Consider the following 15758-nt stretch of genomic DNA (forward strand, 5'->3'; position numbering starts at 1 on the left):
TATTCGTCTCTCTAATTACACGCCCGAAGCGGCGATCAGCAATCGCCCGCTGTCCGACGCGACCTGGATCCACCGGTTCTCCGACGAGGTCGAGCCGTTCTTCAGGCTATAGGTAAGCGAAACGACCGCCCGGTTCTCACCGTTCGGTGTGACGCCGCCCACGCTCACCGAACGAACGGTGGACCAGAACTGTGAGTAAGAGCCGAAGCCACCGGTCTGAGCCTGGTACGACGGCGTCAGCTCAGACCACCCGCCCTGCACATTGCCCGGCAGCATCCCGTAATAGCCGTAGACGAATTGCGAGATCCGATCCGGGGTGGCCGGACCGAACGGGGTGGTGACGGTCGTCGGTGGTGCGGTAGTCGACGGCTTGGCCGACGGTGTCGGCGTCACCGTGGTGCTCGGCTGCGTGGTCGGCGCCGCCGTGGTCGTCGGTGCCTGCGGCTCGGGCTGGCCCGGTTGGATCGCGATCGGCGACTCCGGTCCGGTCTCCGAACTGCTGGTCGCGGGAGCCGGCGTCGTCGAGCCGCCCGCCGTACCGCCCTTGTCGTCGTTGTTCAGTGACGACACAATGACCGCGACCAGCACCAGCACCGCGACTGCGGCAGCCGCGGCCACCGCGATCAGTCGGCCACGACTCTGCTCACCGTCGCCACCACCGGCGGGCAGGGTGCCGCCGGACTTCGGCGGTGTGGGCGGCGGTGCGGCCGGACCCGCCGCGAGCGGAACGACCTGCGTCGCGTCCTCCGCCGCGGCGCCCGACTTGTTCAGGACGGTGGTCGCATCCGCGCCGGGCGCGGGCAGCACCTTGGTCACCGTCGGTGTGGTCACCAGTGCCGGAGTCCGGCCCGCCGCAACGGCTTCCAGCGCCTCCTTGGCTTCGCGCATATTCGGGCGGCCGTCGATCGAGGCGGCCAGCAGCCGCATCAGCACCGGCCCGAGTTCCCCGGCGTGCCGCGGCGGCGGAATCTGCGCCCGCGCCGCGGCGTGCAGAACCGCGAGGGCGTTATCACCCTCACCGAACGGCGGACTGCCCTCGACCGCCGCATACAGCGTGGAGCCGAGTGCGAAGACATCCGAGGCCGGTTCCGGATTCTCGCCGCGCGCCACCTCCGGCGCGAGATAGGCGGGGGTGCCCGCCAGAAATCCGGTCGCGGTGACCGTCACGTCGCCGACTGCGCGAGAGATGCCGAAGTCGGTGATCTTCACCGTGCCGTCGTCGCCGACGAGCAGATTCGCCGGTTTCACATCTCGGTGCATGATGCCGGCATCGTGTGCGGCGGCCAGCGCGCCCGCGGCCTGGGCCCCGATGCGGGCCACCTCGGTCGGTGCGAGGGTCCGCTTGCCCGCCAGTTTCGCAGCCAGGCTCGGCGCGTTCATGTACTCCATGACCAGCCAGGGCTGGCCGTCCTCCTCGGCGACATCGAAGACGGTGATCGCGTTGGGATGGTGTAGTCGCGCGGCGATGCGGCCCTCCCGCATGGCCCGCAGCTTGGCCTCCAGGGCCTGGGATCGGGACAGACCGGGCGCGAGCAGCAGCTGCTTCACGGCGACGGTGCGGCGCAGCCGGACGTCGGTGGCCCGCCACACCACACCCATAGCACCGGTGCCGATCGGATCCGACAGCCGATACCGTCCAGCGATCAACCGGTCCGCTGTCATGGTGTTGTGCCCCTCCTGCTTGCCGCCGAGCCAATTCCGCACTCCGCGCGTAAAGCGGAAATCTTCGAAAATGCTACGCGCCGAAGTCCTTTGCACCCGAATTGCCGCAGGACGTTCACATCCGCCGACTGCCCCGGATGCAGTTGCAACAGTTCCGACTGTGTCATACCCGACCGACATCCATCCACCGCCGCGCGAACCCGGAGGCAATATCCCAGGTCAGAGGCGCGTGGCCGACCGGACACACCCGCGCGTCGCATGCCCTCGTGTCGTTCCATCCGCATTCGATCTCACATATCACGAGGTAATCAAGGCCGTCACCGCACCGGAAACGCACCGATCGAACCGATTCCGATGCGGTGAGAATCACAACGTCCGGACCGGTCGGATAACGAATCCGGCCCGGAAACAGACTGGTCGGCGCTTACGCGTTGAAGTACTTGGCCTCCGGATGCAGCAGCACGAACGCATCGGTCGACTGTTCCGGATGCAGCTGCAACTCCTCCGACAGTACGACGCCGATGCGGTCGGCCTCGAGCAGGTCGACCAACTTCGCCCGGTCCTCCAGGTCCGGGCAGGCGCCGTACCCGAAGGAGTAGCGGGCGCCGCGGTAGCCGAGTTTGAAGTACTCCTGCACATCCGAGGGGTCGGAGTCGGCGATCGAATGCCCTTCCAGCACCAGCTCTTCGCGGACGCGGCGGTGCCAGTATTCGGCGAGCGCCTCGGTGAGCTGGACGCCGATGCCGTGCACCTCGAGGTAGTCGCGGTAGTTGTCCGCCGCGAACAGCTCATTGGCGAAGTCGGCGATCGGCTGTCCCATGGTGACCAATTGGAACGGCAGCACATCGACCTGACCGGTTTCGCGGGCGCGTTCACGCGAGCGGATGAAGTCGGCGATGCACAGGAACCGGTCGCGCTGCTGGCGCGGGAAGGTGAACCGGTAGCGTTGCGGCGCATCGGGATTCGGTTCGGTCAGCACGATGACGTCATCGCCCTCGGAGACCGCGGGGAAGTACCCGTAGACCAGGGCCGCATGTTGCAGCACGCCCTCGGTGGACAACCGGTCCAGCCAGTACCTCAGCCGCGGTCGCCCCTCGGTCTCCACCAACTCCTCGTAGCTCGGGCCCTCACCGCCGCGCTGACCGCGCAGACCCCATTGACCGAGGAATAGCGCGCGCTCGTCGAGCAGTCCCGAATACTCCTGCAGCGAAACACCTTTCACCACCCGGGTATCCCAGAACGGCGGCACCGCGACCGGCAGGTCCGCAGCGACATCCGAGCGCGCGGGCACCTCGATCGGCACCTCGGCCGCCTTGCGCTGTTCGGCGATCCGTTTGGAACGCTCGTGCCGCGCCTTGCGCTCGGCCGTCTTCTCGCGTTCCGCGATCGCCTCCGGGCTGTCCGGATCGATGCCGCCGCCGCGCTTGCGGGTCATGATGTCGTCCATCAGCCGCAGGCCTTCGAAGGCGTCGCGGGCGTAGTGCACATCGCCGTGGTAGACCTCGGTGAGATCGTTCTCGACATAGGCGCGGGTCAGCGCCGCACCGCCGAGCAGCACAGGGAACTGGTCGGCGACGCCCTTGGCGTTGAGCTCCTCCAGATTCTCCTTCATCACCACGGTCGACTTCACCAGCAGACCGGACATGCCGATCACATCGGCCTTCTTGTCGACGGCCGCGTCGAGAATGGTCGCGATCGGCTGCTTGATGCCGAGGTTGACGACCTCGTAGCCGTTATTGGACAGGATGATGTCGACGAGATTCTTGCCGATATCGTGCACATCGCCCTTGACGGTGGCCAGCACGATGCGGCCTTTTCCGCTGTCGTCGGTGGCCTCCATATGCGGCTCGAGGTAGGCGACCGCCGCCTTCATCACCTCGGCCGACTGCAGCACGAACGGCAGCTGCATCTGGCCGGAGCCGAACAGCTCACCGACCGTCTTCATGCCCGACAGCAGCGTCTCATTGATGATCTGCAGCGGCGGCACCTCGGTCATGGCGGCATCGAGATCGGCCTCCATCCCGGCCTTCTCACCGTCGACGATCCGGCGTTCGAGCCGCTCGAACAGCGGCAGCGCCGCCAACTCCTCCGCGCGCGAGGCCCGCGACGACGAGGCCGACACACCCTCGAACAGCGACATGAGCGTCTGCAGCGGGTCGTAACCATCGCGGCGGCGGTCGTAGACCAGGTCCAGTGCGGTCTCGCGGTGTTCCTCCGGGATGCGGGCGATCGGCAGGATCTTGGAGGCGTGCACGATCGCGGAATCCAGTCCGGCCTGGACGCATTCGTGCATGAATACCGAATTCAGCACCTGACGCGCGGCCGGATTGAGGCCGAAGGAGATATTCGACAGACCGAGGGTGGTCTGCACCTCGGGATGCTTCTGCTTGAGCAGCCGGATGGCCTCGATGGTTTCGACGCCGTCGCGCCGCGACTCCTCCTGGCCGGTGCCCAGGGTGAAGGTCAGCGTGTCGATGATGATGTCGCTTTCGCGCAGACCCCAGTTTCCGGTGATATCGGCAATGAGCCGCTCGGCGATCTCCACCTTCTTCTCGGCGGTGCGGGCCTGGCCCTCCTCATCGATGGTCAGCGCGACCACCGCGGCGCCGTGTTCGGCGACCAGCTTCATCGTCTGCTGGAACCGGGATTCGGGACCGTCACCGTCCTCGTAGTTCACCGAGTTGACGGCGCAGCGACCACCGAGATGTTCCAAACCGGCCTGCAGGACCGGGGCTTCGGTGGAGTCGAGCATGATCGGCAGGGTCGATGCGGTCGCCAGTCGCGACGCCAGCGCAGACATATCCTTGGTGCCGTCGCGTCCGACGTAGTCGACGCACAGGTCGAGCATATGCGCGCCGTCACGGGTCTGATCCTTGGCGATATCGAGGCATTTCTGCCAGTCCTCGGCGAGCATGGCCTCGCGGAATGCCTTGGAGCCGTTGGCATTCGTGCGCTCGCCGATCATCAGGACGGAGGCATCCTGTTCGAACGGCACCGCGGTGTACATGCTCGATACGCTCGGCTCGTGCACCGGTTCGCGGCGCGCGTCCAGCGGCGGCAGCGTCGGTTCCACCTCGCGCACCGCCGCGGTGACCTGACGAATATGTTCGGGCGTGGTACCGCAGCAGCCGCCGACCAGCGCCAGCCCGAATTCGGATACGAAGCCGCGCAACGCGATTGCCAGCTCTTCCGGGGTCAGCGGGTACTCCGCGCCGTTCGCGCCGAGCACTGGCAGACCGGCATTCGGCATAACCGATACCGGAACCGTCGCATGCCGAGACAGATGGCGCAGGTGCTCGCTCATCTCGGCCGGGCCGGTGGCGCAGTTCAAGCCGATCATGTCGATACCGAGCGGCTCCAGCGCGGTGAGCGCCGCGCCGATCTCACTGCCGACCAGCATGGTGCCGGTGGTCTCCACCGTGACGTGGGTGATGATCGGGATCCGCCTGCCCAGCTCGACCATCGCGCGCTGACTTCCGGTCACCGCGGCCTTGACCTGCAGAAGGTCCTGGCAGGTCTCGATCAGAATGGCGTCCGCACCGGCCTCGAGCATGCCCAGCGCCGCTTCGGCATAGGCATCGCGCAGCGCGGTGAAGGGGGCATGACCCAGTGTCGGCAGTTTGGTGCCCGGTCCCATCGAACCCAGCACGTACCGCGGGGTACCGTCCGCGCTCGGGCCCATCTCGTCGGCGACCTCGCGGGCCAGGCGGGTGCCGCGCTCGGACAGATCGCGAATCCGGTCGGCAATGTCGTAGTCGGCGAGGTTCGGCAGATTGCAGCCGAAGGTATTGGTCTCGACCGCATCCGCACCGGCCTCGAAGTACGCGCGATGGATATTGCGCAGTACATCCGGGCGGGTGTCGTTGAGGATCTCGTTGCAGCCCTCGAGACCACGGAAGTCGTCCAGGGTCAGTTCGGCCGCCTGCAACATCGTGCCCATCGCACCGTCGCCGATCACGACACGCCGCCGGAGCGTGTCGAGAAGGGTGGTATCGAAGGCGACTGGGCTGGACTCAGACATGTGATCAAGCGTAGTGGGCCGCTACGACATGCCGAACCACCATACCGGTGTCGGGCACCACACCTGCCCAGACAGCAGATGAACCGACGGTGCCGCGCCGACTGCGCAAATTCAACGCCGCGTGCTCACACGCCGTAGGCTGACCGGGGTGAACTCCAGTGAATCTCCGGTATCACCCGAGCCGGAACTGCCGACTTTGCGGGATCCTGTGCTGGTCGCCGCCTTCGAAGGCTGGAACGACGCGGGTGATGCGGCAAGTGGTGCCGTCGAGCATCTGGAACTGATCTGGGATGCCGAGCCGCTGGCCGAACTCGACTCCGAGGACTATTACGACTACCAGGTCAATCGGCCGACGGTACGTCAGGTCGACGGTGTGACCAGGGAAATCCAGTGGCCCTCCACCATGCTCTCGGTCTGCTCGCCGCCCGGCAGCGATCGCGATGTGGTGCTGCTGCGCGGTATCGAACCCAATATGCGCTGGCGCAGCTTCTGCGGGGATCTGCTCGAGTTCATCGAACAACTCGGCGTGCAGACCGTCGTCATACTCGGCGCACTGCTCGCCGACACCCCGCACACCCGCCCTGTACCGGTCACCGGATCGGCCTACAGCAAGGAAGCCGCCGAGCGGTTCAGCCTGGAGCAGACCCGCTACGAGGGACCGACCGGTATCACCGGGGTGCTGCAGGATCAGTGTGTGAAGGCGGGCGTACCCGCCGTCTCGTTCTGGGCGGCCGTGCCGCATTACGTCTCGCAACCGCCGAATCCGAAGGCGACCATCGCGCTGCTGCACCGCGTCGAGGATGTGCTCGATATCGAGGTGCCGCTCGGCGAGCTGCCCAAACAGGCCGAAGACTGGGAGACCGCCGTCAACGAGATGACCGTCGGCGACGACGAGATCAGCGAGTACGTGCGCTCGCTCGAGGAACGCGGCGACGCGGCCGTCGATCTCAACGACGCGATGGCCAAGATCGATGGCGACGCGATCGCGGCCGAGTTCGAGAAGTACCTGCGCAGGCGGGGTCCGGGCAGCTTCGGGCTGTAATCGGTTTGCGCCGTTGCGGTCCAGGTTCGGACAATTCACCGAAAGTTCGCCATGGGGCCACGCGTAGGTATGGAAAGGCTTGCCATCTAGACTTCCCGGGTGACTATTCACCGGATCGTCGCGCACCTTCGCAGTTTCGACGACCGGATCGCCGTCCTCTGCTCTCGATCTCCATCGGCGGCCGTCACAGCAGCGGAATCGGTGCCGGATGGTTTGGAGCGGATCACCTATGCGCAGCTGGCGGCACGTGTCGAGGAGTACGCGCGGCAGCTCGGAACGATCCGGCGCCTCGTCGCGCTCGCAGCGCGAAACGATATCGATTCGCTCGTCGCGTATCTCGGCGCGCTGAGCGCGGGCTGCGTCGTTCTGCTCACCCCGGAGATCACCAGTGAATTGCTGGATACCTACGATCCCGATGTCGTGATCGATGCGGGCCCACCCGATATCCGGCGGGCCCGCTCCGCGCATCGCCTGCATCCGGAGTTGGCGCTGCTGCTCAGTACTTCGGGCTCGACCGGTTCACCGAAGCTGGTGCGGTTGTCCGCGGCCAATCTGATGTCGAATGCGGACGCCATTGCCGAATATCTCGCCATCGACGCCGATGATCGCGCCGCGACGACCCTGCCGATGTTCTATTGCTACGGACTGTCGGTGGTGCACAGCCATCTGCTGCGCGGCGCGAGCCTGCTGCTCACCGACCGATCGGTCCTCGACGACCAATTCTGGGTCCAGTTCCGTCGCTACGGCGCAACATCTTTCGCGGCGGTGCCGTACACGATCGATCTGCTCGAACGCATCGGCTTCGCCGGGATGACACTGCCGAGTCTGCGCTACATCACTCAGGCGGGCGGCCGCCTGGCACCCGAGCGGGTCCGCGACTACGCCCGGCTCGGCAAGCGGGCGGGCTGGGACTTCGTCGTCATGTACGGCCAGACCGAGGCGACCGCGCGAATGGCCTATCTGCCACCGGAATTGGCCGCCGAACATCCGGACTGCATCGGCAAGCCGATTCCGGGCGGCCGGTTCACCCTGGAGCCGATGCCGGATACCGATGACGAGGAGCTGGTCTATCACGGACCCAATGTGATGCTCGGCTATGCCGACGGCCCACGCGATCTCGCCCTCGGCCGCACAGTCGAATCGCTGCGCACCGGCGATCTGGCCCGGTGCACACCCGAGGGCCTGTACCAGGTGGTCGGCAGGCGCAGCCGGTTTGCCAAGATCTACGGCCTGCGCATAGATCTGCAACGGCTCGAATCCGGTTTGGCCGCAGCCGGTTTCACGGCGTGCTGCACCGATGGTGACGACCAGTTGGTCATCGCCGCCGAATCTCCGGCGGAATCGCTCACCGCGACCGCCGCCGAACTGTCCGGTCTGCCCGCCGCAGCGATTCGCGCCTGCGCGGTCGAGGAAATACCGCGCCTGCCCAATGGCAAGCCCGACTATCCGGCGATCCGCCGACTCGCCGCACCCGAACCCGAACTGCCGCCACGCGATATCCGCGCGCTCTATGCCATTGCCCTCGGCATCGATCCGGCCCGGATCCGGCCCGACAGCACCTTCGTCGATCTCGGCGGCAACTCGCTGACCTACATCACCACCTCGACCCGCCTCGAGCGCGCACTCGGGCGACTGCCCGCGAACTGGCCGGACCTGACCGTCGCCGAACTCGAGCGAGTTCCGGACGGCCACCGGACATTCGGCCGCACGGTGGACACCCCGACCTTGTTGCGCGCCGCCGGGATCGTGCTGATCGCCAGCTCGCATATCGGCATGTTCGTGCACTGGGGCGCGGCACATATCCTGCTCGGTGTCGCCGGATTCAACTTCGCCCGCTTCGCGGTCACCATGTCCCCGCGCGCCGAACGGCTGCGGCACGCGCTGCACACGGTGGCGCTCATCGCGATTCCGACCGCCGCCTGGGTAGCGCTCACCCTGCTGTTCACCGACTATTACAGCTGGCAGAACGTGTTGCTGCTCAACAAGATTCTCGGACCGCGCCACAGCGACACCGCTGGGCACCTGTGGTTCATCGAAGTGCTTGTGCTGTTCATGGTCGTGTCCGCGCTATTGGTGCGGGTGCCGTTCATCGATGCCGTGCAGCGGCGCGAACCGTTCTGGTTCGCCATGGGGCTGGTCGGCCTCACCATGGTCTTCCGGCTGTGGTCGTTCGGGCTCTACCCGGCCAAGGATGTGCCGTTCTCGCCGCTGGCCTGCTGGTTCTTCGCTCTCGGCTGGGCTGCCGCGAAGGCTACGGCGATCTGGCAGCGGCTGCTGGTGAGCGCGGTGCTGCTGATCTCGGTGCCCGGCTACTTCGGCGTTCCCGATCGGGAGCGGCTGGTGATGTCCGGGCTGCTGTTGTTGATCTGGCTGCCCGCGGTCCGCGTGCCCGCCCTGGTGGCCGGAGTCGCCGCGCTGCTGGCCGACAGCTCGCTATTCGTCTATCTGCTGCACTGGCAGGTCTATCCGCCATTCGGGCAACACCATGTCGCGGCGCTGCTCGCATCCCTCGCCGCCGGCGCTGTCGCGACCTGGCTGGTGGCGAACCTGCGACGCAGGTCAGTCCTGGTGCACAGCTTCTTCGCCAAGAGCCTCGTCTCGAAGCGCACAGCTCTCGATGGTCCACACCTGCGCCGCCGCGTCTTGGGCCAGCTTCGCGAGCAGAATGTCTCGCGGAATCGTCTGGCCGGCAAAGTGATCGAGTGACGGCACCACCACGTGATGCGCGTCCGCCCGCTTGAGCTCCTGGGTCAGCTCGGCGAATGCCGTGCCGTCACCGGAGGTCGATTCATGGAATGTTGCGGCGAAGCAAAGCCCTTCCTCGCGGGCGAGGCTGCTCATCGCATCCTCGAGCTCTGCACTGTGGCCATCGGCCAGATCGTCACGCAAGTATCCATAGATCAACGCTTCCACCCGAACCTCCGTTGGATTGGGGATCTCGCTGTTCTCTTATGTGGATCACCCCCGTCGCCGAGGGGTATTGCGCACTTGCAAGAGCAGATGTTCTTACATCCGGAGCGTGGCTAATCTTCCGCGCCCATATCCATCATGTAGGACGCAAAACTGCGAGTGCAGGTGTCAACCCGATGACATCTGTATGCCCTATCCGGGCCACTGAGCGTTAACTGGTGCGATACTACAGACGTGGCCGCTGGAGACGATCGACCCGTCTGGGCTGTCCGAATGCGCTCCGAACGCGATGCGCGGGGGTGGTCACAAGCCGACGCCGTCCGTGTGATGCGCGCGAAGTCTTCGCACAACCTGCCGACGGACAGTACCCTGCTGCGTAATTGGCGACGCTGGGAGTCGGGCGAGTCGCGTCCGGACGATTTCTATGCCCCTATCATCGCGGCCGCATTCGATACGGTGACGGCCGCGTTCTTCCCGAAAAATCGTCCCAATCGCGACGATGAGCTGCTCTCGGCAACCGGGATGGACACCCTCGAATTCATCGGCAGGCTACGGATGTCCGACGTTTCCACGGCCACACTCGATGCCATCCGCATCACCGCGGAGCGGCTGTGCTGCGAGTATCCATTCGCCGATCCGCACGATCTGCATACCGAGGGCACATCCTGGTTGCGCCGCATCACCTCGCTGCTGGACGGCCGACTGACCCTGGCACAACATCGCGAAATTCTCGTACTGGCCGGTTGGGTTGCTCTGCTGGTCGGTTGCGTGGACTACGACCTCGGTCGGCGCACGACCGCGGAAGCCACTCGCCGCGCGGCCTATTCGCTCGGCCAGGAAGCCGAGAATGCCGAGATCACCGGCTGGAGTGCGGAAATGGCGGCCTGGTTCGCGCTGACCCAGGGCAACTATCGGGGTGCGATCGAGGCGGTCGACCCGGCGTTGACAACCAGCGGCAAACTCGGCGTCGGTGTCCAGTTATGCGCACAACGTGCGAAGGCCTGGGCACGCCTGGGTGATCGGCGCGAGGTGGAGGCATCACTGAACCGGGGGCGAGCTATTCTCGAGCGACTCGACCATCCGACCAATCTGGACAACCACTTCGTGGTCGATCCGCAGAAGTTCGACTTCTACGCCATGGACTGCTGCCGGGTCGCGGGTGAGGATTCGCTCGCGGAATCCTATGCGCGCCAGGTCATCCGCCACTCGACCCGCGCCGACGGCACGATACGCAATCCGATGCGAGTATCGGAAGCACATCTGACCCTCGCGGTGGTCGCGGTCCGCGACCGCGATCTGGAGCTCGCGCTGGACGAGGGCATGCGAGCCTTCGCGGGCAAGCGCCGGTCACTGCCGTCGCTGATGTGGATCGCGGGCGAGGCGGCGCGCGAAATCATCGAGCGCTATCCGGGCGATCCGCGCACCCGGGTGTATCTGGATCAGTTGCGGACCTTGTCCTGCGAGTGATCATTTCGGCGTACGTTTGACTCATCGCCAGCGGTAAGGGGTGGGCGATGAATCGGGTTCGCGTCATTGTGCGTCGCGATGCGAACGAATCGCTACGCACCACAGTGTTCGAGGCGGGTGCGCCCATCGGTGAACGGGTAGCGCCACTGCCTGATCTGGTGGCGTGCGCTTGGGATGCGGTGGGCGGTCAACCGGAAACGGTGCGTCGAGCGGTCGTTCAGATCGGTACCGCACTGCGTGACGCACTGTTCGAGCCGCGAACGACCTGGCAGCTGACGCGACTCGTCGACGCCTCCGATACCGAGGTCGTCTTCGATGTCGACGACGAGACGATGCTGCTCCCCTACGAGATGCTCGTGCTCGCCGACGATATGCCCCTGGCCATGCGGCCGACCGTATCCATCTCCCGCAGGCATTCGGGCAACGGGCAGCCCACCCCGGTGCTGGCGCCGGGACCATTGAAAGTCCTCGCCGCGGTCGCCGCGCCGACCGAGACCCGCACGGCCAATGTGGCATTGGATGTGGAGGCCGAGATGCAGGCGATCCTCGACGCGGTCTCACAGGTGCCGACCGCGGATGGGGGCGGCGTGCGCATTCTGGAAGTCGCGTCGCTGCAACAGATCACCGCGGCGCTGCGGGCCGAGGAGTTCCACGTGCTGCATCTGAGCGCGCACGGGTCGGCGACCATTCTGGAATTGGAGGATGAGGACGGCGATCCGGATGTGGTCGAGGCCGCGGATCTCATTGCCGCGCTGCGTGCTTCGGAGCGGGCGCTGCCGCTGGTGGTGTTGTCGAGTTGCGGCGGCGTCGACGGTGGGCCTGCCGGGTTGGCCCGCACGCTGATCAGCGGCGGTGTCGAGCGGGTGCTCGTCATGCAGACGCGGGTGTCGGACCGGTATGCCACGCTGTTGGCGAAATCGTTCTACGCCATGCTGTCCGCGCATCCGACCGGGTCGGTCGCCTTCGCATTGGGGCAGGTGCGCCAGGCCCTCGAGCAGGAGCGCCTCGCCGATGGCGCATCGGTTCCGCCCGAATGGTTCGTGCCGACGCTGCTCACCGGCGTCGATGACCGGCCGCTCTGGCATCCGACGGCACCGCCACGGCCGCTCGGGCGCCGGACGCAAGCGCCGAGCGGTGCGACGGTGCGTGAGTTGCCGGTCGGATATCTGATCGGCCGTCGTGGGCCGGTGCGCGATATTGTCCGCACGCTCGATTCGTCGCGTGGGCGGCCGGGTGTGGTGATCACCGGGATGGGCGGGCTCGGGAAGACAGCGGTGGCCGGTCGTGTGGCCGCGCGCATGCGCGAGCGCGGCTGGCATATCGCCGAACATGTGGGGCAATGGAATCCGTCCGCATTGTGCGACGCGGTCCGCACGGCGATCGAGGACGACCCGGCATTGCGCACGGTGGCCGATGCGCTCGCCCGCGACAGCGGGGAGCAGGCGCTCGAGCATGTCCATCGGTTGTTGGCAGGGAGCCGAGTGTTGTTGCTGTTCGATGATTTCGAACAGAATCTGACCCGACCGGGCGGTGCCGAATTCCTGGACCCCGGTTTCGCCGAACAGTTTTCGCGGTTGTGCCGGGTCGCCGGGACAGGCCGATTACTGGTCACCTGTCGCTATCCGATTCCCGGCGGTCTCACCGAGGTCGGCCTGGCTCCGCTGAGCCCCGCGGAGTTGAAGCGAATGTTCCTGCGGCTGCCGCAGATCAGCGGTTTACGCGCGGAGGAGCAGCGGCTGGTCGCGCGGACGATCGGTGGACACCCGCGACTCATCGAATTCGTCGACGCGTTATTACGTGGTGGGGACGGCACATTGCGGCCGGTCGATGAACGGCTGCGCCGGTTGGCCGATGAACACGCCGTCGATCTCGGCCAGGAGCGGACGCTGTCGGTAAGCCTCGACACCGCGGTGGTGCTCGGCACCCGCGACATTCTGGTCGACGCGCTGCTCGACCTGCTCGATATATCCGAACGCGAACTGCTGCTACAGATCTCGCTTTCACGGACGCCGTTGCGCGATCTGGATATCTCCCATGCCCGCTTCGGTGCCGACGCGACGCGAGACCAGCGCCGCGAAGTGATGGCGGCCATCGATACGTTGCTCAGGCTGACGCTGTTGACCACCGATGACGACCGATATCTCGTGCACCCGTGGGTCGCCCAAGCCCTCGATGCTCACCAGGGCGCTGAACGCATTCGCCGCCACAACCGAGCCCACGGGATGCGGATGGCCCGAATCTCGGCTGGCTTCCGGGAGTTCGACGACTACAGCGAGGCGTGCGGACATCTCCTCGCCGCGGGTCGGTACGCGGAACTCACCGAACTCGCCATCCCCTTCTGCCGCGAGTTGGACCAATTGCAGGTCGCCGCCCTGCTCGGCGAGATCATGCCCACCCTGCCGACCGAAACTCCCGGCTACCTCGAGCTCGGCGAGCGCGAGGTGCGCGCACTGCGCCGGACCGGGAATCTCGGTGCCGCAACCGATCGCCAGTGTGCGCTGGTCGAGGTGCTGCGGGCCCGGGTCCAATCGGCCTCGGGCAGTGCCGATGCCCGACGCGCGCTGGTCATCGGGCTGGATACCCTCGGTGAACTCGCCATGCTGGCCGGAAATCTCGGCACGGCGCGCGAGCACTACAGCCGATCCCTGCGCACCGCACGGCATCTCACGAATACCGACCCGCACAACGTCGATATGCAACAGGTCCTCAGCCGCGCACTGGAGAGCCTCGGCGATATCGCTGTGCGCACCGGCGATCTCACGGCCGCCCTCGCCCACCACACCGAGGCACTGGCCATCCGGCGCTCGCTGGCCGATAACGACCCTACCCGCGTGGACCTGCGCCGCGACCTCGCCAATGCCTGCACCCGACTCGGCGACCTGGCCGTACTGACCGCCGATCTCGACGGCGCACATTATCTCTACACCGAATCACTCACGCTGCACGGCGGTCTCATCGAATCCGGCCCCGACGCCGCAGAATCCCGCCGCGGCCTGGCCATCGCGCACGGCAAACTCGGTGATCTCGCCATGCGCGCGGGGCACGGCGAGACCGCGAGCAGGCACTATTTCGAAAAGCTGCGCATCAGTGCCGAACTCTCGCTGGCCGATCCGGGCGATACCGAGATCACCCGCGATGTCGCCATTGCCATGCAGCAGATCGGCGACACCTCATTGCTGTATGAAACTCCCGAGGAAGCGTTCACCTTCTTCACCGAATCCCTCGCCATCCACCGCGAGCTCGCCGAGAAGGATCCCGGCAACGCCGAATACCGACGCGATCTCGCCATAGCACTCAACCGATCCGGCGATGTGGCACTGCAACTGGGCGAACTCACCACCGCCTCGACCCACTACACCCAATCCCTGGCCATCCACCGCGGATTCGCCGACGCCGACCCGGGCAATGCCCGAAATCAGCGTGACCTCAGCATCTCCCATGACAAACTCGGCGACTTGGCCTTCCGCACCGGCGATTATCTGGCCGCCGACCACCATTACACCCAATCCCTCACCCTTGCAAAGCAACTCGCGGCGGCGGACCCCACCAATACCGAAAAGCAGCGCGACCTGAGCATCTCCCACCACCAGCTCGCCAGGGTCGCCGCCGCGACCGGCGCCTTCACTCTCGCCTTCCGCCACAACACCGAGGCACTCACCATTGCCCGCCGCTCGGCTACCGCCGACCCGGAGAATCTGCAACTGCACCGCGATGTCGGTCTGATCCTCTGGGCGATCGGGGACGCCGCCGAACGCGAACACGACTACGACACCGCCGTCGAGGTCTATCGCGAGGCTCTCGCGATCGCCAAGGACGTCCTCGAAACCGATCCGGCCAGCCCCCGCGCCCTCCGCGATATGGAATTCGCCTTGACCAACCTGGGGCGCGTGGTCGCCATCGTCGACCCGCCCCCGCTCGGGTCGACCCGCATCGACGCCCTGCTGGAACAGGGGAAGACCTTCCTCCGACGCCTCCTGCCGCCGACGTAATTCCGCAGGTAGTGCCCATCTCTGTACCACTATGTGCGATGTCCGCTGTAAAGTCTGCTGTATGACGGTGCGCCTGAATATCTCGATGGACGACGATCTCGCGGCCCGTCTCCGTGCGGCATCCGACGACAAGTTGAGCGACTACATCTCCAAGGCCGTGCGCAGGCAGTTGCTCGAGGATGAACTCAGGGCATTGCCGGACAGTACCGGGACCGAATGGGTGAAGGACGCCGAGCAGACCGCCGAACAAGTATTGTTCGGCCGTGCCAGCTGAACCCACGCACCAAGGCCAGATTTGGAATCTCGTAAGCCGGATCTCCGGGCGTCGCGCGACGGTGGTGATCGTGGATTCGGATGTGGTGATTCGGCAGCGGCCGATGTTGGTCGCCGCGCCGGTGCGCGAGGCTCGCGAAGTTCCGTCGCGACATCAACTGCTCACCGTCGCAATGCCGGAAAGTTCGCAGGTGATCGCGCTGTACGACATCGCCATCGTGCCGAAGGACAGTCTCACCGAGCAGGTCGGTGACCTCACCTCGGAAGTGCTCGAGCAGGTAAAGATCGGGCTGCGAGCCCGATTCGACCTGTGAGTCACCGGGTGGCGAACAGGTGCAAACCGGACGCGGCCACGCCGAATGGGGGTCGGTCTCGACACCCGCGACCGACCCGC

8 protein-coding genes are annotated in these 15758 nt (G+C 66.0%); 6 read left to right on the forward strand and 2 right to left on the reverse strand.

Going from position 1 to position 15758, the window contains the following annotated elements; genetic code table 11:
- Positions 1-15 precede the first annotated feature (15 nt).
- Positions 16-1704, reverse strand: a complete 1689-nt coding sequence (locus ACIBW7_RS17145; protein ID WP_397047205.1) for a serine/threonine-protein kinase — start codon at positions 1702-1704, stop codon at positions 16-18.
- 382 nt (positions 1705-2086) lie between these two features.
- Positions 2087-5683, reverse strand: a complete 3597-nt coding sequence (metH, locus tag ACIBW7_RS17150; protein ID WP_397047207.1) for a methionine synthase — start codon at positions 5681-5683, stop codon at positions 2087-2089.
- Between the two features lie 139 nt (positions 5684-5822).
- On the opposite strand from metH, the gene ACIBW7_RS17155 reads away from it, so the two are divergent.
- From ACIBW7_RS17155 to ACIBW7_RS17180, 6 genes are all read left to right on the forward strand, one after another.
- Entirely contained in the window at positions 5823-6725 is a 903-nt protein-coding gene (locus ACIBW7_RS17155) for a PAC2 family protein (RefSeq protein WP_397048142.1), read from the forward strand.
- 99 nt (positions 6726-6824) lie between these two features.
- Complete coding sequence (locus tag ACIBW7_RS17160; RefSeq protein WP_397047209.1) at positions 6825-9431, forward strand: AMP-binding protein; 2607 nt, start codon at positions 6825-6827, stop codon at positions 9429-9431.
- A gap of 531 nt (positions 9432-9962) precedes the next feature.
- On the forward strand, positions 9963-11102 hold the full coding sequence (locus ACIBW7_RS17165; protein ID WP_397047211.1) for an XRE family transcriptional regulator: 1140 nt from the start codon (positions 9963-9965) through the stop codon (positions 11100-11102).
- A gap of 47 nt (positions 11103-11149) precedes the next feature.
- Positions 11150-15091 carry a CHAT domain-containing protein gene (locus tag ACIBW7_RS17170; protein WP_397047213.1) on the forward strand — a complete coding sequence of 1314 codons (3942 nt, stop codon included), beginning with the start codon at positions 11150-11152 and terminating at the stop codon, positions 15089-15091.
- A gap of 61 nt (positions 15092-15152) precedes the next feature.
- Complete coding sequence (locus ACIBW7_RS17175) at positions 15153-15365, forward strand: hypothetical protein (RefSeq protein WP_040691708.1); 213 nt, start codon at positions 15153-15155, stop codon at positions 15363-15365.
- On the forward strand, positions 15355-15678 hold the full coding sequence (locus tag ACIBW7_RS17180) for a type II toxin-antitoxin system PemK/MazF family toxin (protein ID WP_040691710.1): 324 nt from the start codon (positions 15355-15357) through the stop codon (positions 15676-15678). Before ACIBW7_RS17175 ends, ACIBW7_RS17180 begins: the two co-directional genes overlap by 11 nt.
- Positions 15679-15758 lie beyond the last annotated feature (80 nt).

It is taken from the genome of Nocardia sp. NPDC049526 (assembly GCF_044465765.1).
Taxonomy (GTDB): Bacteria; Actinomycetota; Actinomycetes; order Mycobacteriales; family Mycobacteriaceae; genus Nocardia.

Excerpts from the sequence above, each read along its gene's own strand:
- ACIBW7_RS17165 (WP_397047211.1), top strand. The coding sequence starts at position 9,963 with ATGCGCGCGAAGTCTTCGCACAACCTGCCGACGGACAGTACCCTGCTG.
- ACIBW7_RS17175 (WP_040691708.1), top strand. The coding sequence starts at position 15,153 with ATGACGGTGCGCCTGAATATCTCGATGGACGACGATCTCGCGGCCCGT.
- ACIBW7_RS17170 (WP_397047213.1), top strand. The coding sequence starts at position 11,150 with ATGAATCGGGTTCGCGTCATTGTGCGTCGCGATGCGAACGAATCGCTA.
- metH (WP_397047207.1), bottom strand. The coding sequence starts at position 5,683 with ATGTCTGAGTCCAGCCCAGTCGCCTTCGATACCACCCTTCTCGACACG.